Genomic DNA, 22,107 nt, shown 5'->3' with positions numbered 1-22,107 from the left:
GGTTCCCATCGCCGGGTCGACTCCCTAATCCAGAAGTTGGTCGACACGCACAGCGCGTCCCTCGGCCGCCAGATGCTGGGGCAGGACGCGGCCGAACAGCTGCCTGGTCCGGGCCACGCTGCCGATCACTCCTGGGCGTTCACTGTAGGCAAATATCGCCGAATGGCGCGCGGTCCGGCCCTGCACGGAACTCACACGGTGCAACGAGTAACGGCCCTTGAACAGCTGCAGATCACCTGGACGCAGTGAGAGGCGACGGATCCGGTGGTCACCGCGACCGACCAGCACATCGCGAACGTCATCGAAATTCTCCGCCTTCGCGGACCGGATGTTGGGGCAGTATTCGAAGATGCCACCGTCCTGCGGCTCCTGCGTGAGCAGGCTCACCGTGAACTCATTCGTATCGAAATGCCATGGGTGTTCCATCCCCGGAGTGACGACGTTGAGACACAGTGCGGACAGGGGATCGGCCAGCTCATGGAGGAGGGGCAGCTCGAAGCAGTCGGCGACAAAGCGCTGGAACAACGCGCTGGAGTACAGCCGATGGATGATGAAATCCTCGGGGATGCGGTCGCGCGGCACGAACGCGTTGCCGCGCTGGATGGCGATACGCCCTGGATGGTCCTCGGGGAGCGCGGAGTCCACAGCGATGTTGTAGGCGTTGACGGTTTCCACCTCGTAATGCGCCTGAGGGGCGATCGTCGCGCATTCCCGTTGCAGGGTGCCGGCCAGGGAAGGACGAATGAACTCGGGAAGCACGCTGCACCCAAAAGTCTCCAGTTCCTGCCGTGTGCGAGAAACCACGGATTTCCACTCGGTGCTGTCCGGCTCCGACAGCGGATAGTGAGCCGTGTCGACCACCTGCCCGGCCATCCGGGCTTCCGATGTGCTCATGAGGATCCTCTCCAGGTGCAATCTCACCGCTCCTGGCCGAGCTGTCCCGGCCCATTCGGTGATTCCTGTCCTCGACGCTCGTGCAGGGCAAGCACCATGAACCAGGCGCTGTCAAGGCCACCTCCCTCGAACAGGTCTTGCCCGCAACGTCTTCCGTCCCGTCCCATCCTTCTCGCAACCCCAGAGGGGTGTAGCACATGCATTGCTCTTCATTCACGGCTATGCGGTTCCATGTGACACGCAACACTGACGCGTACTCAGCAAGAGATGACAAAGAGGAAACTGACAGTCGGTCACCAGTATCGGTTGGCGAACATGCGATTGAGCCGGTGGGAACTCGGGCATGCTGGCGGCGGAGCTTCACACCGGCGGCGACTCCTGTGGTAGTCAGACTTCGTGCGTATCCTCATCCCCCTCCCCGACCGCGACTTCGACGTCACCGAAGTGGCCGTGCCCTGGTGGCTGTTGCGCGACGCCGGCCATGAGGTGGTGTTCGCCACCGAGCGCGGCGACGGCCCTCCGCAGGCCGATCCGCTGCTGCTCTCGGGCGTCCTGTTCGGTCAGCTCGGCGCGGAGCCGGAGCCGAAGGAGTTCTACCGCCGACTCACCGGTGACGCCGCCTACCGGCACCCCACCGCCTGGGCGGACCTCAGCCCCGAGGAGTACGACGGTCTGGTGCTGCCCGGCGGGCACGCCCCCGGTATGCGCCAGTACCTCGGCTCCGAGGTGCTGCGCGAGAAGATCGCTCGGTTCTGGGGACTGGACAGGCCGGTCGGCGCGATCTGCCATGGTGTTCTCGCCCTCGCCCGCACCCCCGACCCGGTCACAGGCCGCAGCGTCCTCGCCGACCGGCGCACCACCTGCCTGCCCAAGTACATGGAGCGGAGCGCCTACTACCTCACCGCGTGGCGGCGCGGCCGCTACTACCGCACCTACCCGGCCTACGTCCAGGACGAGGTCGTCGCCGCCCTCGCCGACCCCGCGCAGTTCGAACGCGGCCCGACCGAGCTGCGTCGCCGCGGCACCGCCACCGACGACACACCCGCGTTCGTCGTCCAGGACGGCACCTACTTGTCCGCACGCTGGCCCGGGGACGCCTACCTGTTCGCCCGCCGTTTCGCCGACATGCTCGGGTAACGGCGCGCCCCCGTCGCGGGCGCGCCCTCGCGCGCCTCAGCACTTCGCGAACAACGCCGAGGGCATGACTCCCTGCCGGAAGTCATGCCCACAGCACTGCCCTGGAACAACAACGCTCCCACCGGCTCTCCGCCACGGCCCCGTCCCTTCCCCCAGGGGCGAAGGCAGCCGTGTCATCAGCGGAGTGCGACCGGAGCGGGGCCACGGCATGGAGTGATTCCTCCTGGGGGTGGCCCCGCTCTCTACGGCATGCGCTGTCCGTCCGTCATACGCCGGTCGGTGGATCAGTACGCGGAGTCGACGTTGTCGATGGAGCCGTACCGGTCGGCCGCGTAGTTGGCGGCCGCGGTGAGGTTGGCGACCGGGTCGGTCGGGTCATTCGCGGTGCCCTCGACGTGGTACGCGTCGAAGGTCGGCTGAATGACCTGGAGCAGGCCCTTGGAGGGCGTGCCGTTCTGCGCGTTGATGTCCCAGTCGTTCACGGCGTTCGGGTCGCCGCCGGACTCCCGCATGATGTTGCGGTGCAGACCCTCGTAGCTGCCGGGGATGCCCTTGGACTTCATGATGTCCAGCGACTCACGGATCCAGCCGTCGAGGTTGTCGGGGTAGGACTGCGCCTTCGGCGCCGCCGCGTCGGCCTGCGCCGGAACGCTCGCCGCCGAGACCTTCGCCGCCTGGCCGCCGGACGCCGGCTCAGCGGCGTGGGCGGGCGACGGGGCCAGGGTGAGCGCCGCGGCCGCGGCACCCGCGGTGGCGATTCCGGCGACGGAGAACTTACGGAGTCGGGCGATTCGGCTGCTGGTCGGGGTGGGGGTGGGCAAGCGGATGCACCTCATCTGTCGGGGGACGTCGTGGGGAGGCCGATGCGGTTGGTCGGCTGCGGGAGCAGCGCTCCCGCCTCCATGGGCGGAACGGGCCGGAACCTTCGAAGCGGGCGATATTCCGCCCGGCCCGGCACTCGGCTCTCTCGAACTGCAGCCATCGTTAGCGGCGGCTGAAAGGGAGGGCAAAAATGTGACGTACTACGCCGCTCCGTAGGAAAGTCCGCAACGATCCCGGGCGAGAGGCCCCGGCCCCGGGTATGGGCCCCGGCGCTTCTACGAACCTCCATCGGAGAGGACTAAGGCCCTATGGGTGGGGTCACACGTGCGGCGCTTCCCGACCGGCCGGGGGAGCACGAGAGTCACCGATGGTGGTAGGGCGTTCACCGTCCGCACTCGACAGCGGAGCGGCCGTGCCCCAGGGCGGACGCCATGGAAGCGCCGGTCTCTCCTCGTCGGCTCCGGGGCTCCTCTAGAGTCAGCCCCATGACGGAGGCACCGGCCCCGCACCGGGGAGTGCGGTCCCGCGACGCGATTCTCGGCACCGCCACCGAGCTGATGTCGCGGCACGGCTACGCCGCCACGTCCATTTCCATGATCTCCGCCGCGTGCGGCCTTCCCGCCAGCTCCATCTACTGGCACTTCGGCAGTAAGGACGGCATCTACGTGGCGGTGCTCGAACGCGCAAGAGTCGATCTGCTGGCGGCCTTGCCCCCGGCCGAGGTGCCGGGCGCGGATGTCGCACAGCGCCTGGGCACCTTCCTCACGGCGGTCCGAGACGGGTTCCAGCGCCATCCGCACGGGCTGAAGCTGCTGCTGGGACTGGGCATGCTGCGGCAGGACGCCAGTACGGCGGCCGTGGCCGAGGTGCATCACTACCGCGACGCGCTGGGGGCATGGGCCCGGAACTCGCTGAGCGCCGTCTTCGGCCTGCGCGACCGCCCCGAGGTGTCGGACGCACTGGCCCGCTTCACCCTCAGAGCGGCGAGTGGAACCGCGGTCGCCCGCTGGTTCGACCCGGCAGCCGCCCTGGAGATCGAGCCCCTGCGCGTCGCGTTGCTGGCTCTGGCCGCCCACCACGGCGTTGCCGTCGCACAGACCGCCGCGCCGGACCCGGGCCACGGACGGGCCACGGGCCCGTAGGCGCAGGCCTGGGCCCGCCGGAGAAAAGGGCCTTCCGGAGAAAGGCGCCTCCCGGGGCGCCGCCGGAGAAGGGGTCCCGTCAGGGAAGGGGCCCCGTCAGGGAAGGGGGATGACGACCCGGTACTTGCCACCGGGCGACTGCTGCGGCGGCTCAGGAGCGCGTTCGACGACGACGTGGCCCACCTGGTGGGCGGTGAGCAGCCCGGCGATCCCGCTGTGTACCGAGTTCCATACCCTGGTCCGGTCCGCCCCGGCGGTCGGTCGTATCCGCACCCGCAATGTGGTGGGTGCCGTCTGCACGATCTGGAACAGGTCGACATCGGGGACGCACTCGACGACGGTCTCGAACGCCATCGGCACGATGCGGACGGTCCCGCCGTCCCGCCGTGGGAAGGACAGCAGGTCCGCGGCGCGTCCGCGCACCTTGATCGCGGGCAGCGGGTCTCCGCACGGGCACGGGTCCGCACGCCACAGAACACTGTCACCCAGGTCGTAGCGGAGGATCGGCTGCGCCCATCGGCACAGGCTGGTCAGCAGCACGGTGGAGGACTGCTGTCCGGGTGGGGTGGGGCGGTGGTCGGCATCGACCGGCTCCAGGATCAGCCAGTCGCTGTGGGTGTGCAGCCAACCCTGCGAACAGCCGTAGCCCAGGGCAAGGCTCTCGTTGCAGGCATACGTGTTCACGACGTGCGCCCCGAAGGCCGTGCGGACGCGCCGGAGTTCCGCGTCGTTGAGCCCTTCGGCCACGAGCGACACGACGGCCGGGGCGATGCGCAGCCGGCCGGCCAGCTGCTCCCCGGCAAGCAGCGCGATCACGGTGGCGTAGCCGGCCAGGAGCGCCGGACGGTACTGGTTGAGCTGGTCCACCAGTTCGGGCAGGGGGGTGTGCACCGAGAAGACCCGGCTGCGCCTGGCGTGGTGGCGGCCGGACGTACGCAGCCGGGTGATGACCGCGTACGCCGCCAGATGGCCGCCGGTGGCGATGACATGTGCCGACCGCAGTCGGCCGGGCAGCATCCGTGCCAGGCGGGCAGGGGTGAGCGCTCGGGAGGCTGCCCGCAGCGACAGTGCCCTGACCACCGTCGCCGCCCGGTCGTCGAGCAGAAAGATCCCGCGGTGACCCGTGGTACCGGACGTGGTGGAGACCAGGTACTTGCCGAGAAAGCGCTCGCCGACCCGGCCGGGATCGTCGACGAAGGCCCGTACCCGGTCGAGGGTCGCCTCCGAGTCGGTGACCCAGTCGTCGAAGCGCGCCATCAGGGTCTCTTTGCGCGTCACGGGCAGCAGGGCAGGGTCGTCGACACGTGCCGGCACACCGCTGTACAGCTCGCGGTAGTACGGGGAGCGGACCCGCGCGAAAGCAACCATCGCGGCCAGGCGGGCCCGCTGTCGGCTCGCCAGGGCACCGGAGCCTTGCCGGCACGCCCGGCGCCCGTCCAGAACCAGTCCGAGCGTTGACGTCATCACGCCCTTCTTCCGTCGTCGTCGCCGTGCCCGCCCTACACAGGACGATCACGGCTGCCCCGGCATCAGGGGGCTGCCGGGGGGAGCGGGGTTCGCGCGGGGACCGAGGACGGCGGCCTCACCAAGGCGGGCGGGGCCGATGAACCGGTCTGTTGACACGGCGGGTTCGTGGAGAGAGGCCCGTGTGAGCGGGATCGGCGGTGCGGTCCGAAGAGCGCCCCGGAGAGCGGGACCCGTGGAGCGACGAGGCGCACCGGCTGTGCGGTGCGCCCGTCGCGGCGGGTTCCGGTGTCACGGGGCGTGCTCGTACGCGCCGATGTCGCAGGCGGCGCCCTGGGGACGGGCGACGCCGCGCTGGTCGGTGGCGGGGCAGCGGTCGGCCGCGTCGAGGCCCGGGCTGCCGGGCAGCAGCGCGTTGGTGTCCGTGGGCCCGCCGTTGTCGGCAAGGGGTCCGAGCCGCGGGGTACGGCTCGGCAGATCGCCGGCTCCGGTGAGGTGGCAACTGCCGTCGCCGTCGATGTTGTGGCCCTCCGAGGTGATGTCGGCGAAGGCCCGTTCGCAGTTGTCGGAGGCGCCGCCACTGGTGTTGTCCGCGACGATCGAGTTCCGCAGGGTGAGATGTCCCAGGGGCAGGTCGATGATGTCCGGGATGGGCGACGGCAGGCTGTCCAGGTAGGCGGGGGCGATGTTGATCCCGCCCCCGCCGTCGGTCGAGCTGTTGCCGGTGATGGTCGAGTTGAGGATCTCCACGGTCCCCAGCCCCCGGATGTCGATGCCTCCGCCATAGCCGCCCAGACTTCCGGGACGGTCGCCGGGGTCGGTCACGCGGTTGTCGGCAATCGTCGAGTTGACCACGGTGCCGCTGTCGTCGAACCGGACGCCCCCCGCTTCCCCCGCGGTGTTGCCGCTGATGGTGCTGTCGATCAAGTCCAGGTGCGAGTCGGGGATGTTGAAGATGCCGCCGCCGTAGCCCGCGGAGTTCCCGGTGACCGCAACACGCCTCAGGGTCATGTTCTTGGCATTGGCGATACCGCCGCCACCGGTGTCGGTGATGGGCACTTCGCGCTGTTTGGCGACTCCGTTGGTGATGGTGAGATCGGACAGCCGGGTGTCCGCCCGCATACGGAAGGCCCGGTCGACGTGGTTGGCGTCGATGACGGTGGTACGCGTACCGGCGCCCCGGATCGTGGTGGGCGCGCTGACGTTCAGGTCACCGGTGGTCGGGTCGGGGTGCGATCCGATGACCAGCAGAGGATTGGGCGGGATGGTCAGCCGGTAGCGGCCGGCAGGCAGGATGATCGTGCTGCCCGGCCGGGCGTTGGCGGCCATCACCGCCGCGCGGAGGCTGCATGTACCGGCCGCGGTGCGGCAGGCACCGTCCGACCGGTCGGCGTCCACCGCGTCGGACGCGGTGTCCACGGTGAACTCCGTGGGCGCCTCGGCTGCCGCGGTGGCGGAGGCCGAGGCAGCCAGGCTCGTCGCCGCTGCGAGGAGGACGACGGCGATGGCCGCGGGGGCGGTTCGGTCCCTCACTGATGAACTCCTGTCCGCTGAGGAAGGTGGTTCGTACGCACCGGCCGACAAAGACCGGCCGGGCCTTTCACGACCTGCTGGGATGGATCCGAGGCTGAGCTGAGGGTGAGCCGAGGAGAGAGGACGAGCGGACGAACGCGATCGCCTCCGCCGGGTGCGTGGGCGGAGGCCTCTTCCGTACGGGCAGGACGACACGCTCGGCGTTGCCCGTACTCGCTCTGTAGCGAGCGTTCCATTCGGAGGGAGTCGCTGTCTACACAACTGACAGGGAAAACAACGGGCGTACGTCACAGCGCCCCGCTTCCGGACCGCCGGACGGCCGCGGAAGGCGTTCGCGGCGCCCCGGCGTCAGCACACGGTCACACAGCTCCGGGTCCGGTCACGGTCGCACCGCGCTGAGGAGATCGATCAGCCGCGTGCCGACGCGGCTGTCACGGGCAGCCAGGACGTCCGGGTCGGCTGCGGCAGCGCGGGGGCCCTCGGGTACCAGCCGGAGGACCTCCCGCATGGCGCGGCGGCCCACACATGCGTCGTCGTAGCCCTGGGGATCGCTGACGAACGCGAGTGCCGCGGCGGACAGCACCCCGGGTACGTCGGTGCGCCCGGTGGACAGTCCGTCCAGCAGTCTGCGGGCGGCGGTCACGAGCCGGTCCGGGGTGCGGATTCCGATCAGCGAGCCGAGGGTCGCCCCGCCCAGCTGGTCGAACCCCTTCGTGATCAAAGCCTTCACCACGAGATCCGCTTCGGCGTCCGAAGCGTCCGGCACGCCGGGCAACTCCGGCAGAGCGGTCCCGCCACCCGCCAGGGTGCCACCACCGGTCGGAAGGCTCCCGTCACCGGCCAAAGAGCGCCCGCCACCGGCCAGGGCAGCCCCGCGACCGGCCGGTCCCGCTTCGTATTCCGCCAGTGCGGCCCGGCAGGCCATGAGTCGCAAACGAGCCGGAGGATAACGCTCCATGCCGGCGCCGCTCCCGGCGTCCGCCTGGCCCGCGGCCGCGAGGGCATCGGAGAGGACCCACACATAGGCCGCCCCGCAGGCCAAGGTCGCGCACACATCCGCGAAGACCTCGCCGAGCCACCGCTCCCAGGCCACGGCCCGCTCCGGCGGCAGCCCGGCCCCGGACAGCCTGGTCCGCAGTGACGGGCCGAGCGTGAAGTCGTCCTCCAGGTGATGGCCCGTCTCATGGGCGATCACCAGCACCGCGGGGAGGTGACGGTTCGCCGTCCAGGGGACACCGATGACCGGGAACGGCAGATGGCTGCTGGCCTCGACGCCGCCGCGCGTACGGAGCCCGCCCGCCGGGAGCAGATCGGCGAAACCACTGCCGCGGGCCGCGGCGAACGGCACCGGCTCGCGGCTGAGAAAGGTCAGCGGGGGTTCCTTCAGCGCGAGCTGTTCGTTCGCGGCCACCCGCACAGGCTCGTAGACCGCCCAGGCCAGTTCGTCGGCGACATCGAGAAACTGCTTGTAGCGAAGGATTTGACGCTGCGTCAATTTTCCGCGCATGAAGTCCCACACATGGTGGAGATCCAGCACCAGCTCAGGAGCCTTGGCCGCCCGGTCGCTTCCCGGCATGCCGTCGATCCGGTCCAGTCCGGACGACAGGATCCGTACGACACTCTCCACCTGCGACTGCTGCTTGTCCCAGGACCCCGCGACGGCCACGGCCTTGCTCCACTCGCCCAGCTCCTCACGGAGGCTGGTCACGATGTGGCCCACTTCCGCTTCGCGGCGCGCCGGGTAACCGGTGTCCGGCACCGTCATGAGGCCTTCGCCAGGTGCAGCATGGACGGGACGGCGAACAGCGAGGTGCAGGCGGTGGCCAGTCGGTCGTCACCCCACTCCGTCCCCGCGAGACCGTAGGGCTCCGCACCGACGGCTCGTAGATCCTCGAGCACGCCGAGCAGCGGAGCGTCCGCGGCGATGCCCTGTGCCAGGACGTCGAGTTGTCGGTGCGGCCTTCGGACGAGTCCCGTGCCGAGGACGGCCGGAGCGACCCCCGACGCGAACAGGACCGCCGCGAACAGATTGCGCAGCACCAGCTGATACGGGATGTCGGCAGGCGACCCGGGAAACGGTGGGTCGAGCACGACCAGTGGCGCGGTTCCGGGCTCGAAGCGGGCGAGCCAGTTGACGAGCCTGCCCGCGTCGAGATCGGAGCCCGACGCCTTGCTGCTGAGCCGCTCCCCGCGGTTCACGGGTGACAGATCGAAGTAGGGCAACGAGCCCTTGAGCCGTAAGGGGGCGTTCACATGCACCACGGCAGGCGGTACGACCCACCGGTTCGGGACACTGCGCATCGAACGCCACTGCTCCACCGCACAGTCATGAGCGGTGTAGATCCGGCGAGGGACCGCGCCGAGACCCTCCTGCCCCGACGACAGTGCGTCCGAGTCCCGTTGTGCGCCGCGCAGCAGCACCACGGTACGCGTGCCACGTCTGGCCCGCGACCGGGCCCTGGCGTCCCTCATCAGCTCCCAGACGGACGTCATCACGGCGCCGGAGAGCGACGCTGCCGGGAACAAGCCGGGCAGGCCGATCGCGGCCGCGAGTGCTCCGTGGGTCGCCCGGCCCCAGATGCCGTCGGTGGTCAGGTGCATGCCCGACGCCTGCGACTGGTTCAGGGCTGCCTGGAGCGCACGCACCTGCGCGGACTCGGCGGGATCGGGCAGGGTCCGGTACGCCATCGCCTGGCTGCCCAGGGCCAGTTCCCAGGGGGCGGCGTGCAGCAGGACATCATCGGACTCCAGCCGGAGGGGTGCCTCCCCACGAAAGGTCGCCGGGTGGAGTCCGACGGTGCGCGACATGTCCCGGGTGGCCTTCGGCCAGTCCTTCAACAGGGACTCCGCCAGCCGGCGCGGAGCGGTGTCCGTACGGTCGGTCCGCCGCAGGACGACCACGTTCTCGCTCCCGGGCGGGATCAGACCGTAGACGAGCCGCGAGGCCCGGGCGGGCTCGTGGGACCGTTGCCCGAGCAGCGAGGCGAGCCGGTCCGCGGCTGCCCGGGTCGACTCGTCGGCGTTGGCCTGGGCCACGGCATGGAGGATACGCACGGCCCAGACGGACGGTGGGTGGAGCCGGCTGAGGGCCTCGGCCGTCTCGTACAGCAGCGAGGACTTGTCAGGGGCCGTGGTGGGCGCCGACATGGCGGTCAGCCAGCTTCCCACCGCGGACAGCAGCGGAGACACCGGACGGGCGGCCTCGGCGAGGAGTTCGGCCTGCCTGCGTCCGGGCACGACGTCGCAACGGAGTTCGGTCCGGGCCCACCGCCAGAGGGCCATGGGATCGTTCCCACTCGCGCTGCACAACGCACGATGGGCTCGGGTGGTGAGCCGCCGGGCGGCCGGGCGGTGGCCCGCGGCATGCTCGAACGCGGCCAGACCGGCGAGCCGTACAGGAAGGTCCGTGTCCACCGGCTCGGCGGTGACCACGGGCTCGAGCCGCTTGCGCAGCAGATCCAGCTCCGCCGGCGGGCCGCCTTCCGGTACGGGAAAGTACGCCAGCCCTTCGAGGATGCTCAGCCGTGCCTCCGGCGGCTGCACGGAGGCGACCGCATCGGCGAGGGCGGCGGCACGCCCGGGATCGACCAGCACGGCGCAGACGCCCCCGGTGAGCAGATCCCGGTCCGTCCTCAGGGGGATCTCGAGCAGGGAGCTGTCCGGCACGTCGTATCCCTGGAGGGCGAGTTCGTGCCACAGCAGAGCCGTCCGTACGGCGTACTCCCCCGACGGGTCCGCCTCCGGCAGGCGTTGGAGGCTGTGGGCGGCACGGCCGAGGTCACCGACGTCCCTGGCGAGGAATTCGGCGTACATCAGCAGGCACTCCGGATGCCCGTTGACAAAGCCGAGATCGGTCCAGAAGCTCGTGGCCTGGTCGAACGCCTGCTCCGCCCGGTCCAGGGCGAGCAGCGCACCCTCGACGAGACCGCGCAGCATCGCGTTCTGGGCCAAGTGGCGGTAGCGCGTCTCGTCCTCGACACGGCCGGCGGAGAGGTCCGCCTGCTCCAGGGCTTCGAGGGCCTGCCGGGACCGGCCCAGCAGACTGAGTGCCTCGGCCCTCAGCCGGTGGCCTTCGGACTGCTGGGCGGGCTCCGGGGCGGCGAGAGCCTCGAGCGTCTCCAGCGCGGCGGTGGGTGCGAAGGTCCGCAGCTGCGTCCGCGCCTTGTGCAGCAGCGCGACGGCTCGGAAATCGGGCGCCTCCCGGACGAGCGAGAGAGCCCTGTCGTGCAGCGCGACCGCCTCGTCGAAGCGTCCGCGCTCCCCCTGGTCGTTCGCCAGCTCGAGCGCGATCTGCGCCGCCTCGACGTAGGCGCCCTGGGCACGCGCGGTCTGAATGGCCTGCCGGTAGGTGACTTCGGCGTTCGGGTCGCGCAGGTGCGACTGAAGCCGCGCGAGAGCTCTGCGCAGCACCTGACGCCAGAGTTCGTCGGTCTCGCTCTCCACCGCCCGTTCGAGGGCCCTGACGCCCTCCTCCGGCCGGCCGTGGGCCACGGTCACAAAGGCGCGGAGCATCGCCTCGGCCGACTGCGTGGGGATCGGTACGGACGATCGTTGCCGGAGCTGGTCCAGGCGTGCGAGACGGCTCTCGATCTCGCTCCAGACCGGATCGGACCGGTCCACCGACTCACTCTCCATCACCCGCTCGAGCTCCGCGGAAGCGACCGCGAGATGGGCGGTGGCCAGGGCCGGATCACTGACCAGGGAAGATCCGTCCAGCCTGCGCCGCGGCTCGTCCCCGTCCACGTACTCGTCACCCAGGATCTCCTCGGCGAGTTCCCGCAGCGGCCCCGGACGACCGCTGGAGAGCAGCTCCCCGACAGCGGTCATCCAGAGCGGCTCCGCCTCCGGGACGCCTGCCTGGAACCGGTGGTAGACCGCTTCCTTCACACAGGTCAGCCACTGCTCGGGGGCGCTCTTCGCCAACGCTTCGAAGTGCTCCACGAAGGCACGGTGCAGCTGGCCGAAGACCGGCTTGTCGGAGATCAGCTGTCGCATCGGCGCGACGACGTTCGTATGGAAGACGATGGTGGCGTCGTCGCCCGCGGCGAGGGAGACCCAGGACGATCCGCCGGCGTAGTCGAGCAGCCGCTTCCAGGCCCGTTCCATCTCCTCTTCCGTCGGGCCGGAGTCCGCGAAGGGGAAGATGTCCTCGCTGCCCCGCAGATGATGCCGGTCCTCACGGGGGTCGTCGTCCCCGCCGGTCTTGGTGATGCCCCGGACCAGCCACGGCCGCATCAGCGTCCGGACGTCGTCGAACCGCAGCCGCCGGGGGATGACGCCGTAACGCAGCAGCCAACGCACCGCCCGGTCGTCGATGCGGCACACCACCCGGTCGATCAGATAGCGGACGAGCGGTTCGTCGCACACCTCGAGGTCCGGCGCGCTGATGTCCGGATCCTGCTCGATGAGGTCGGCGAACAGCGCCAGCACGAACGGCAGACCGTTGGACTTGGCGGCCGCGATCTCGGCCAGCCGCGGGTTGCGGATGCCGCGTACCTGTGCGAGATAGGTGCGGGCCTGTTGCGCGTCGAAGGGGCGTACCTCGATGTGCCGTACGCGCTCCGGCAGGCTCGCCAGCGCCTGCGGGATGCGCTCCGGCTCCCGCAGGTCGTACCGGCCGGCGAGGATCAGGCGCAGCCCCGGGCAGCGCTCCAGCAGCCGTCCCAGCATGGCCAGGAGCCGGGTGGCGTCACCGTGTCCGCGCAGCAGGACTTCCTCGATCGTGTCGAGCACCAGCACGGACGGCTGGTCGGGGCGGGCCAGGTTGAGGCGGGTGGCGAAGGTGTCCAGCACCTCCTCCTCGACCGCTTCCTGATCCAGTGTCGCGATATTGCGCGCCGCGTCCCGAGCCGGGCCGGACGGTCTGCGGTTCAGGAGCACGCGGTACGCGGCGTAGTCGTCGAGCCGTTCGAAGGGCCGTCCCGGCAGCCGCCGTCCGAACTGCTCGGCGGCCTCCAGCAGCAGCAGCCAGGGATGACGTCCCGCGCCCAGCGGGCTGACGACATCGAAGTCGATACGGGCGCACAGCACATCGCGCTCCGCGGGCACGCAGTAGCGGGCGACCAGCCAGCGCAGCTGCATGGTCTTTCCCGCGCCGCCGGGGGCGTACATCTGCCAGACGCGGTCCTCACCGCTCAGCAGCCGTTCCGCGTCCTCCACCAGGCCGGGCGGGTGCAGGAACTGCGCCGACCGCGCGTAGTCGGCCGCCCAGTAGGCGCGGGCCCGGACATAGCCGGCGCGGTCCACCCGCAGCCGCTCCGCGTCGGGCCCGGCGCGCGGGAGCCGGTCGGGGTCCGCCAGCACGTCGACCAGGTCCTGGCAGGCGGCGAAATCACGGCGCTCGTCGGCCTCGGCGAACAGGGTCTCGAAGAGGTCGAGGGCCTCCTGGGGGGAGGTGAGGAGCAGATGCCTCACTTCCTCCGCACGGTTGCCCGCCGCGCGCCAGAAGGCGGCGATGCGCTGCTCCAGCTCGATGAGGTCGCCGGGGACGGTGTCGGCGCCGACCTGGTCGAACCACTCGAGGAAGTACGCGGCCCGGTTGTCCTCGGGCAGCGCGTACGTATCCCCGCCGCCCGGCACCGGTTCCACCGCGAGGGCGGTGAGAAGTCCCTCCAGGCTCGGCACCTCGCGGCCGTACCGCAGGGCGAAGGGGCGCAGTACGGCGTCGAACAGCGGGCGGTCGAAGGTACGGGCGGCGGCGCAGACGCGTAACAGCGGGCGCCATTCCGTGGGGCGGAGGTGGCGGCTGATCGCCTCCAGGCTCTCGCCGGATGCCAGGCGGCGGGTGATCTCCGTCAGCACATCCGCCATCAGGCGCCCCTCTCGTCGACTCCGTACCACGCGGGGAGCATGGCGGTGAGCTGCGTCAAGATGTCGACTCTGGTGTGTTTACCCATGGATTGGAGCATTTTCACCATCTCTTCGACCTTCTCGTCGACCGGAAAGCGGCGTCGATGCCCGTACGCCCGGACCAGGCGCATCAGCTGGGCGCTCTCGAAGTCTCCCAGCGTCACTCGCCCGATCATGTGCGTGTCGTCGGGGGGAAGCGTGTCGCCCAGCCAGGCGTTCGAGGCGACCAGGATGAGCCGGAGCGGCTGAGCCTCGCCATAGGCGATCGGGCGGATGAGCCGCCCGTAGAGCCAGTAGGTGAAGGACTCGTGCTGGATCCGGTCGGCGTGGTCGAGTGCGATGACCATCGGGCGGCCGGCCGCGGCCGTGCGCAGGGCCGCGAGGAGGGAGTCGAGGATGGCCTCCCTGCGCTCGTCGGAGTGCCCGGCCTCATCGTTGAACCTGAGCGGCCCGGTGCCGGCGGCGTCCGCCTCCGGGGCCGCTCCGGGGACGCCGAGCGCCAGCCGGACCAGGGTCTTGTCGAAGGCGGCGAAGGTCTTCTCGCTCAGCGGGCAGAGCTGGTCCCGCGCGGTCGCCTGCCGCCGGATCTCCTGGATCACCGTCAGCCAGTCCTTCGTTCCACCGGACAGATCGACGGAGAGGACACGGTGACCACGGAGAAAGTAGGTGGCCAGGCACCAACGGGTGAACCAGGTCTTCCCCGTCTTGACGTGACCGGTCTGTGAGAAGCCGCCGATCACCAACAGGGGGCGTTCCGTACCTCCGGGCGTGAGGCCGGGGTTGTCCAGCGCCCACCACGCTTCCCGGCGCTCCCGCGCGCGGCCCACGAAGTGGCGCAGATCGTAATAAGGCCTGCTGCGGTCCATCGCGTCGGGCCTCGCGGGAGGCGGCGGCTCGTAGCGGATGGTCATCACCCGCTCGGGTGCCACGGCGGTGAGCAGGACCGGCAGCGCCCAGGCGTCCGTAGGCCTCCCCTCGCACTGCCCGAGGGCGTCCCGTGCGGCCGCCACCGCCTCGTCGACCGGACGGTGTTCGCCGATGGCGTCGTAGAAGGCGCCGGAGAACCGCACGGCCTCCGGCGAGTCGATGTCTCCCTGCATCGACACGACGGCGCGGGTCCCCGCGTCCAGGAAGGCGTGGGCCAGTCCGCCGATCCGGTCGTCGGTGTCGGTCTGCGCCGTGCGGCAGGCGTTGAGGACGACGAGCTGTGGCTTCCATCGGGTCAGGTCCGCGACCTGTTGCGTGCTCAGGCTCCAGTCGAGCGGGTCGTGCTCGCCCGGTTTCCAGTTGAAGTGGAGAGCGTGGACGCCGTCGGGCCGGGGCATGCCGTGGCCGATGAAGTGCAGTATGTGCGGGCGGAGTTGCTCAATACGCTCGACCAGGGCCGTGCGGCTCGGACCGTCCAGCACCTCGACATGCGTACGGCCCGGGGAGCCCTCGAGGGTTCCCGAGATCCGGGCGAGTTCCTTCTCGGCGAGCAGCCGGTGGTCGCGCGGGTTGCATACGACGGCCAGGACCCGCAGCGGACCGAGTTCGCCTTCGGGTTCCCCGGACGCCGTACCGACGGTGGCTCCGCCGGATCTTCTGCGCCACAGAAGATCCCTGCGGCGCCAGAGCCACCGGTCGTCGTTCCGGAGCAGTTCCCATGGCAGGGAACGCAGTTCGGTGGGCCGGATGTCCAGGCTGACCCGTGTGGGACAAGCCTGGTCGGCCGCCTGGGACACCGTGGACCAGTGGTCGGCGAGCGCACCGCCGAGCAGGGCGCCGAACAGGACCTTCCCCGCCACTTCGCGGTCCGCTTCCGTTCTGTCCCGGCCGAAGAGCCCGGCGAGCTGCCCCATCTCGCCCAAGGGCGCCAGGGCAGCGGTCGCGTCCTGGTTCTCGTCCACGGACATATGGACGACATACGCCCGGTCGTCCGGGCCGGCGTGGCTGCCCAGAGCGTCTCGCGGGGCAGTGTCGATCCGGAGATCCACCGTGGTGGCCATCGTGACTCCCCCGGGCTACGAGGAGTGCGAAGCGCCGAAAGGCGACTGCTCCTGTGGCGGCACTGTCTCCAGCACCGCGCCGGGATCGTCGTGAGCCTCCTCGAGAAGGAGGGGCGGCACCGACACGGCGGCGGCTCCGCGCCCGGTCTGGCGGGGGCCGTAGTCCTTCTTCAACCGGCCGAGCCAGTCCTTTCTGATCCGCACCACATGGAAGAACGGCGTGGCGTCCGTGCTGGTCCACTTCAGGCCGAGATGCTTCGCATCGGCGAAGCCCATGTGTCCCGAGAGATGAGCCAACTGGAGCTGGCCCTGACCGACTTCCGCCCGTAACCGCACCTCCGCGAAGGCCCCGCTCTGTGCGGCGGTGACGATGATCCCCGAGGCGGCGGTGACCACATCGGTCACGGCGAGCAGGGACGGGTCCCAGGTGTCGTTCCAGACGCGCTGCACCAGCGTGGCGGCCAGCTCCGGAATGTTCCTGAGGCCCGTCTCGGTGAGGCCGGTGTAGACGATGAGCGCGGCGTTGTCCTGACGGAACTCGACCAGAGCTCCCGCGTCGGCGGCGCCCAGCACACCGAAGCCGTCGAGCACCGCCCCGGCGGGCTTGAAGCGCACGGACGCCGACCCCTGCGTGTCATAGGTGTAGTCGTTGCAAGGGGTGCCGGGGCGGAGGTCGGCTGCTATCCCCCGGTCGGCGAGCGTGCCCGCCTGACGCACCCGGCCGTCGACACTCGCGAACACATCGCCGAGTTCGACCCGCCGGGACAGCGGCCAGGCCAGCCACCAGCCCTTCCACACGTCTCTGACGGCGTCCCGGTACGTCTCGTAGCTGTCCTTCATCGCGTCCCCCGTGTGCGGCCCCGAAGTGTGCTCGCAGAGTACTGGCGGCATGTGCCGGAAGATTGCGATTTCCGGTAATCCACTGATACCGAACACGATGTGTGCTACTGCCCGGTGATCCGGATGTCGCGTAACGCGGAGCCGGGCCAGGGCCGGCGCCCTGGTGTACGACCACGGGCCGGCCGGCGGCCCGCCGTCGTGCGGGCCTGATCCCGCCTGCGGTCCTACGCGTCGGCGCCGGGCGGGGGTGTCGCGTGATGGATCTCGGTGACGGCCGTGGCGGTGTCGAAGCCGAGGACCGGGTCGGGCTCGTCGGAGAGCAGGCTCGCGTACAGGGGCCGGTAGTGGGCGACTTTCCGGGGGGTCCGGCCGTCATGGCCGTGGGTGGCGAGCAGCCTGCCGCCACGGGCAGCGAATCCGGTCATGGCGGTGTGGTCGATCCAGATCTCCACGCCGGAGCGGCCGAAGGTGAGGAGGGTCTCCTTGCTGCTGGAGCCGGTGAGCCAACTGGTGCGGAGCCGGGCCGTGCCCACGGTGCCGCGGGAGCGGTACGCGACGGTGCACCAGGCGCTCGCACCGTCGTCCATGTGCCGCACGGAGGTGAGCGCCATGAGCTCGACGAAACGGGCGAGCATACTGAGCTGGTTCACCCCGGAGTCCATCCAGCTGGAGATGTACGAGGCGAAGGCCTGCTCGCCCCGGAGGACGTAGGGGTCGTGGAACGCCGAGGTGATACCCGTGACGGGGCCCCAGTCGGGGTGGTCGGCGATCTGCTCCGCGGCCCAGCGCACCTCGGGCGAGAAGGCGAAGTGGTGCGCGACGCATACGCGGCCCCGCACATCGGCCGTCCCCTCCAGGGACCGCAGCCGGGCGAGGGAGTCGAGATCATGGACGAGGGGCTTCTCGACCAGCACCCGGGCCGAGGACTGGGTGAGGGCCTGGGCTGCCAGGCCGGCGTGTGTGTCCGTGGGAGTGGCGATCACGACCAGGTCGGGGTGGTGTGCTTCGAGCGCGTCGGGGAGGGCGCTGTAGTGGGGTGGCACGGTTCCGCGGAAGGCGGTCCGCTCTGTGAGGTGAGGGTCGACGGTGAACTCCAGGGAGATCCGGGCCTGTTCGGCGAGGACCTCGAGATGGGTCCGGGCGATGATCCCGACCCCGACCAGGCCGACCCGTACCAGGTCACTCATGGAGTCCCCGTTCTCCTCGGGCGTTTCCGCCACGTCGCGCGACGGGCCGACGGCGCGTCGCTCCTGGATACGGCAGCGTCATCGGGGCGCCACCACCGCTGCCCAGCGGCCCAGCGACGCGACGGAACCGTCGACCCAGTCGACGACGGGACGGCGCTCCACCGCCGCATCGGGCCCGTCGATCCAGCAGGTCACGATGGGCACCCAGTACGTGTTGCCGCCCGAGGTCCGCGTGCGTTCGTCGAGCTCGGAGCGCGTACGGCGGGCGGAGTCGTGGTCACCGGCGAGTGCGCCGAGGAGGACCTGGGCCACATCCGCCAGGTTGTGGCCGCCCCGGTAGCCGATCCCGTCCGCCAGCCGCCGGGTGTCACCGACCGCTTCCCACGCCGCCGGGGCGTTGCCGGCCATGGCCGAGGCGACCGCCTCGGCCGAACGGACCTTGACGAGCTCGACGGGGTTGGGCACCAGGTCGAGCAGCTCCCGGGCCCGGCCCGCCGCATCGGACACGGTGGCCGTGTCCCCGGTCCAGCAGGCCGTCTGAGCCAGGTTGACCAGCGCCTTCGCCTCGGCGGCGGCCAGCCCCTCGCCACGGGCGAGGGCGATCGCCTCGGAGTAGGCGTCGGTGGCTTCGCCGAAACGGGCGTTGACCCGCCAGATGTGGCCGATCAGCCGGAGCCGTTCGCCCTCGTCGGCCGCGTCACGGCTGCCCCGCCCCCGTAGCGCGGCCAGGGCGGTGGCGAAGCGCCCGTTGAGGTAGTCGTAGTCGCAGAGCCAGTAACGGGCGGCGGCGTCGAACTCGCCGCCCAGCAGGCCCTGGTAGATCTCCGCGGCCCGTGTGTAGTCACCCTGGTTACGGAGTGCGTGCGCGAGGTGGAGGCGCACCAGCTGCGCCGCCAGGCTGCCCTCCGCCACGCCGCTGTCAGCACCCTCGAGGACCCCGACCGCCTCCGGCGCGCGTCCGGTCCGGCGCAGCTGAACCCCCTGTATCGCGGCACGGACCGCCCGGAACTCCGGAACACCCACCGCACCGGCGGTGAGTCCCTCTCCGATCAGCGTCCACTGCCCCGCCTCCACCAGCCGCTGTGTGGCCCGCACCATCCAGTCGTCGAAGACCCCGTAGGTGCCCGACAGTTTGAGGCCGAACTCGAGGGCCTGCGCGGTCGCGGCGCGCCCGGCGGAGGCGCCCAGCCGCTCCCCCAGCCAGCGCAGCAGCCGGGCCGCGACCTCACTGCGGTCACGGTCGGACCAGCCGTCCGGAAGCGCCCGGTCGGCCTCCCCGATGGCGGAGCGCAGCGCCAGGTGCAAGGCGTACGGCAGCTCGTAGGCGTCGTCGTGCGTCAGGAACGGGCGCCGCAGGAAACGCGCCACACAGCCGTCCGGCAGGGAGGGCTGGCCGGCCCGCAGCAGTCCGGCGTCGACCCGGTCGATGAGCGCCGCGGTGCGGACCAGATCGCGTTCCTCCCGGGGGAGGTCCCGTAGCGACCGGGTGGCCACGGCCGTGAAGGAGCCGCCGAAGTCGTCGACCGAGGGCTGCCCGCCCCGCGCCAGCAGCTCCACGAAGTGCGACACCGACAGGTCCAGATACAACGGCAGCCCCTGGCCGCCGGAGATGATCCGCCGGCGCACCGCGGCCGGCATCGCCGGCTCGCCGTCCCGGGTGAGCGCCTCGCGCAGATAGCTGTCGGCATCGGAGTCCGACAGATAGCCGACCAGGTGCTGGCGCGGCTCGACCGTGTCATTGCTGAAGTGCAGACAGGGCCAGCGCTCCGGGCCGGTGAAGTCCAGCTCACCGCTCGCACTGCCGTCCGCCCAGTCGACGCGGTTCCGGCCGGTGATCACGAACAGCACGTTCGGCATCAGATAGACGCAGCGCTGTACGAACCGCTCCGCCGTACGGTCGGCCCGGCCGCCGAGCGCCTCGAAGGTGTCGAGGAACACGCACACCCTCGGCCGCCGGCCCCGCCGGGGCTGCCGTTCCAGATCCCAGGCCAGCAGATACGGGAAGAACGACAGGGTCTCGTAGTCGGCGTCCGCCTCGATGAGCTCGGCGAACAGCTCGCAGTCGGACAGCAGCCGCCCCTCCCGCACCCGGTCCCGGATGGCCCGGTAGGTGCCCAGCGCCGCGCGCTGGGCGAGCCCCGCCAGCCCCCCGACGTCGGCGGGGACGACCAGTTCGACACTCGCCGCGATCTGCTCGGTCAGGCCGACGCTCCGCGAGGCACGCCGCACGGCCGGCGAGACGTCCAGGAACTCCTGCAGCCCCTCCCCCGGGTGGGCGCGGGCCCAGTAGGAGGCCAGGGCCAGGTCGAACGCCGGCCAGCGGTTCCCCAGCCGCCCGAGGCCGGCGCGCAGGCGCAGCAGCAGGCCCTCGATATCGGATGCGCCGCCCTCGGAGACATCGATCCGTACGGAGACGACGTCGTCATGGTTGCCGGTCCGGGCGTCGGCCAGGAGACGGCGCTCCAGCTCGTGGGAGAGCGTCGTCTTCCCTATCCCGCCCACCCCGTAGAACGTCAGGACGTTGCGACGGCCCTGCACGCGGTCGACGACGGGCGAGATCTCCGCCTCGTCCAGGGCATGGTGGAGCCCGGCCAGCGACCGGCCGAACGCGGCCACCTCGTCGGTCCGGTTGGTGAACACCTGTTGTGCGGAGACGCTGGACTCCGTACCGCTCATGAACGCAGCACGTAAGTTCACTCGTGCCATCCGGTCTCCTCGGGCGACGTGGTACGGGTACGGGCACCTCGGGGGCGGCCCGCCGAGGCCCCTCCCACCAGGCGACCGTAGCGTGGCCTCGGACGGGCTCGAAACAGGGCGAGTACGCCACAGGGGCGACGTTCCGCCGCCGCACGACAGCGGCAGGCGGGCTCCGGCACCCGCCGGGGTCCGGCATACGTGATCATGCGTGAAGCCCGCCGCACCATGCGGCGGGCTTCACGGGGCCCGGGGCGCGGCACAGCCGCGACCATCGGTTACGCGGGGTGATTACTCGGCTATCAGCTCGACCGGGATGTTGCCGCGCGTCGCCTTGGAGTAGGGGCAGACCTGGTGGGCGCCCTCGACCAGCTTGCTGCCGATCTCGCCCTGCAGCGCGTCGGGCAGCTCCACACGGAGGACGACCTTCAGGCCGAAGCCGCCGTCACTGTCGTCCTTGCCGATGGTGACCTCGGCTGTGACCGAGACGTCCTTGGTGTCCACCTTCTCCTGGCGGCCGACGAGACCGAGCGCGCTGGCGAAGCAGGCGGCGAAGCCGGCGGCGAAGAGCTGCTCCGGGTTGGTGCCCTGGCCGTTTCCGCCGAGGGCCGGCGGGTGGGCCAGCGGCAGGTCGATCTGCTTGTCCGAGCTCACCGTCCGTCCTTCGCGCCCGTTGGCCGTTGCCACCGCGGTGTACAGCGCATCCATGAAGACCATCCCTCTCACACGTGGGCACCTCGGCGAGTGCTGCCGTGATGTCCGCCAGTCGCTGACTCAGAGGAGTAGAGCACACAATTCAGTTGCACACAACCAAGCGGTGTACGATCGAGCCATGCCCGTCCGAAATGTGTACAACCGAAAGGTAGGCTGGAGACATGGCCACGGAAACCAGCCCGCAGCAGCTCCCCTCGCCCTCCGCCTCGGGGCGGGACCTGCTGAGCCTCGACGTGCAGGTCTGTTTCGCGCTGCACGCGGCGTCCCGGGCCTTCAACGGCGTGTACCGCAAGCTGCTGCGGGACACGGGGCTGACCTACCCCCAGTACCTCGCGATGCTCGCGCTGTGGGAGCACGGGGAGATGTCGGTCAAGCGGCTCGGCGAAATGCTGCGGCTGGATTCGGGCACGCTCTCGCCGCTCCTCAAGCGCATGGAGACGGCGGGGCTCGTGAGCCGGGAGCGCAGCGCGCAGGACGAGCGCTCCGTACGGGTCCGGACCACGGAGGCCGGGGAAGCGCTGCGCGAGACCGCCCGGGGTATCCCGCTCGAGATCATGGCGGCGAGCGGGCTGGACCAGGGGGAGTTGGCGGCCCTGCGCGGCCAACTGCGCAGGGTGACAGAGGCGTTGGACCTGGCGGCCGACGGGGAGAGTTGAAGCCGGGGCGGGCCCCGCTGGTGAACGCTCAGCGCTTTCGGCCTCCCGGGATGCACCACGGCGTACCGGGGGCTGGACAGCGTGCTCAGTGAACCGGTGACGTGTGGGCACACGACCTTGGACCATCTTCGACTCGCCCCCAGTCCCAGCGGGGAGCCGTCGCCCGCGGTGACGCTGTCCGGCGGCG

Annotated in this window: 14 protein-coding genes; 3 read left to right on the top strand and 11 right to left on the bottom strand. The window is 70.7% G+C overall.

The genetic code is table 11. The features are described from left to right. Positions 1–24 precede the first annotated feature (24 nt). Complete coding sequence (locus ACTWQE_RS04970; protein ID WP_443327567.1) at positions 25–894, bottom strand: HalD/BesD family halogenase; 870 nt, start codon at positions 892–894, stop codon at positions 25–27. Positions 895–1,290: 396 nt separating this feature from the next. Here ACTWQE_RS04970 and ACTWQE_RS04965 point away from each other — a divergent pair, with 396 nt between their 5' ends. After that, a complete protein-coding gene (locus tag ACTWQE_RS04965; RefSeq protein WP_443327566.1) occupies positions 1,291–2,031 on the top strand; it encodes a type 1 glutamine amidotransferase domain-containing protein in 741 nt (246 codons plus the stop codon). 284 nt (positions 2,032–2,315) lie between these two features. Here the strand turns inward: ACTWQE_RS04965 and ACTWQE_RS04960 are convergent, their stop codons facing one another. After that, positions 2,316–2,867, bottom strand: coding sequence for a transglycosylase SLT domain-containing protein (locus ACTWQE_RS04960; RefSeq protein WP_443327565.1), 552 nt, complete (start codon positions 2,865–2,867; stop codon positions 2,316–2,318). 471 nt (positions 2,868–3,338) lie between these two features. Between ACTWQE_RS04960 and ACTWQE_RS04955 the strand changes: the two genes are divergently transcribed. Continuing rightward, entirely contained in the window at positions 3,339–3,995 is a 657-nt protein-coding gene (locus ACTWQE_RS04955) for a TetR/AcrR family transcriptional regulator (RefSeq protein ID WP_443327564.1), read from the top strand. A 96-nt stretch (positions 3,996–4,091) separates the two neighbouring features. Here the strand turns inward: ACTWQE_RS04955 and ACTWQE_RS04950 are convergent, their stop codons facing one another. The 9 genes from ACTWQE_RS04950 to ACTWQE_RS04910 all read right to left on the bottom strand — a co-directional run bounded on the left by ACTWQE_RS04950 (position 4,092) and on the right by ACTWQE_RS04910 (position 21,258). Then, positions 4,092–5,459, bottom strand: a complete 1,368-nt coding sequence (locus ACTWQE_RS04950) for a phenylacetate--CoA ligase family protein (RefSeq protein WP_443327563.1) — start codon at positions 5,457–5,459, stop codon at positions 4,092–4,094. Between the two features lie 291 nt (positions 5,460–5,750). Continuing rightward, positions 5,751–6,992: a choice-of-anchor Q domain-containing protein gene (locus ACTWQE_RS04945; protein ID WP_443327562.1), complete on the bottom strand. Its 1,242-nt coding sequence runs from the start codon at positions 6,990–6,992 to the stop codon at positions 5,751–5,753. A 379-nt stretch (positions 6,993–7,371) separates the two neighbouring features. After that, positions 7,372–8,757, bottom strand: a complete 1,386-nt coding sequence (locus ACTWQE_RS04940; protein ID WP_443327561.1) for a hypothetical protein — start codon at positions 8,755–8,757, stop codon at positions 7,372–7,374. Further along, the gene (locus tag ACTWQE_RS04935) at positions 8,754–13,802 is read right to left on the bottom strand and encodes a hypothetical protein (RefSeq protein ID WP_443327560.1); all 5,049 of its coding nucleotides are present in this window, start codon (positions 13,800–13,802) and stop codon (positions 8,754–8,756) included. Before ACTWQE_RS04935 ends, ACTWQE_RS04940 begins: the two co-directional genes overlap by 4 nt. Then, complete coding sequence (locus ACTWQE_RS04930) at positions 13,802–15,829, bottom strand: CHAT domain-containing protein (protein WP_443327559.1); 2,028 nt, start codon at positions 15,827–15,829, stop codon at positions 13,802–13,804. The genes ACTWQE_RS04935 and ACTWQE_RS04930 overlap by 1 nt, the downstream gene beginning before the upstream one ends. Positions 15,830–15,844: 15 nt before the next feature. Continuing rightward, positions 15,845–16,720 carry a hypothetical protein gene (locus tag ACTWQE_RS04925; protein ID WP_443327558.1) on the bottom strand — a complete coding sequence of 292 codons (876 nt, stop codon included), beginning with the start codon at positions 16,718–16,720 and terminating at the stop codon, positions 15,845–15,847. 173 nt (positions 16,721–16,893) lie between these two features. Further along, the gene (locus tag ACTWQE_RS04920; protein ID WP_443327557.1) at positions 16,894–17,856 is read right to left on the bottom strand and encodes a Gfo/Idh/MocA family protein; all 963 of its coding nucleotides are present in this window, start codon (positions 17,854–17,856) and stop codon (positions 16,894–16,896) included. 78 nt (positions 17,857–17,934) lie between these two features. Continuing rightward, positions 17,935–20,562: a hypothetical protein gene (locus tag ACTWQE_RS04915; protein WP_443327556.1), complete on the bottom strand. Its 2,628-nt coding sequence runs from the start codon at positions 20,560–20,562 to the stop codon at positions 17,935–17,937. 279 nt (positions 20,563–20,841) lie between these two features. Continuing rightward, entirely contained in the window at positions 20,842–21,258 is a 417-nt protein-coding gene (locus ACTWQE_RS04910; RefSeq protein WP_443327555.1) for an Ohr family peroxiredoxin, read from the bottom strand. 167 nt (positions 21,259–21,425) lie between these two features. On the opposite strand from ACTWQE_RS04910, the gene ACTWQE_RS04905 reads away from it, so the two are divergent. Next, the gene (locus tag ACTWQE_RS04905) at positions 21,426–21,920 is read left to right on the top strand and encodes a MarR family winged helix-turn-helix transcriptional regulator (RefSeq protein ID WP_443327554.1); all 495 of its coding nucleotides are present in this window, start codon (positions 21,426–21,428) and stop codon (positions 21,918–21,920) included. The last annotated feature ends 187 nt before the right edge of the window (positions 21,921–22,107 follow it).

Origin of the sequence: Streptomyces sp. 8N706 (assembly GCF_052245415.1) — a bacterium.
GTDB lineage: Bacteria > Actinomycetota > Actinomycetes > Streptomycetales > Streptomycetaceae > Streptomyces.
Note: the sequence above shows the minus strand (reverse complement) of the source record. Positions and strands in the feature narration are given on the sequence as shown.

Coding starts and splice junctions, on each gene's coding strand:
- ACTWQE_RS04970 (WP_443327567.1), bottom strand. CDS start 894: ATGAGCACATCGGAAGCCCGGATGGCCGGGCAGGTGGTCGACACGGCT.
- ACTWQE_RS04960 (WP_443327565.1), bottom strand. CDS start 2,867: ATGAGGTGCATCCGCTTGCCCACCCCCACCCCGACCAGCAGCCGAATC.
- ACTWQE_RS04955 (WP_443327564.1), top strand. CDS start 3,339: ATGACGGAGGCACCGGCCCCGCACCGGGGAGTGCGGTCCCGCGACGCG.
- ACTWQE_RS04950 (WP_443327563.1), bottom strand. CDS start 5,459: ATGACGTCAACGCTCGGACTGGTTCTGGACGGGCGCCGGGCGTGCCGG.
- ACTWQE_RS04940 (WP_443327561.1), bottom strand. CDS start 8,757: ATGACGGTGCCGGACACCGGTTACCCGGCGCGCCGCGAAGCGGAAGTG.
- ACTWQE_RS04935 (WP_443327560.1), bottom strand. CDS start 13,802: ATGGCGGATGTGCTGACGGAGATCACCCGCCGCCTGGCATCCGGCGAG.
- ACTWQE_RS04930 (WP_443327559.1), bottom strand. CDS start 15,829: ATGGCCACCACGGTGGATCTCCGGATCGACACTGCCCCGCGAGACGCT.
- ACTWQE_RS04925 (WP_443327558.1), bottom strand. CDS start 16,720: ATGCCGCCAGTACTCTGCGAGCACACTTCGGGGCCGCACACGGGGGAC.
- ACTWQE_RS04920 (WP_443327557.1), bottom strand. CDS start 17,856: ATGAGTGACCTGGTACGGGTCGGCCTGGTCGGGGTCGGGATCATCGCC.
- ACTWQE_RS04915 (WP_443327556.1), bottom strand. CDS start 20,562: ATGGCACGAGTGAACTTACGTGCTGCGTTCATGAGCGGTACGGAGTCC.
- ACTWQE_RS04910 (WP_443327555.1), bottom strand. CDS start 21,258: ATGGATGCGCTGTACACCGCGGTGGCAACGGCCAACGGGCGCGAAGGA.
- ACTWQE_RS04905 (WP_443327554.1), top strand. CDS start 21,426: ATGGCCACGGAAACCAGCCCGCAGCAGCTCCCCTCGCCCTCCGCCTCG.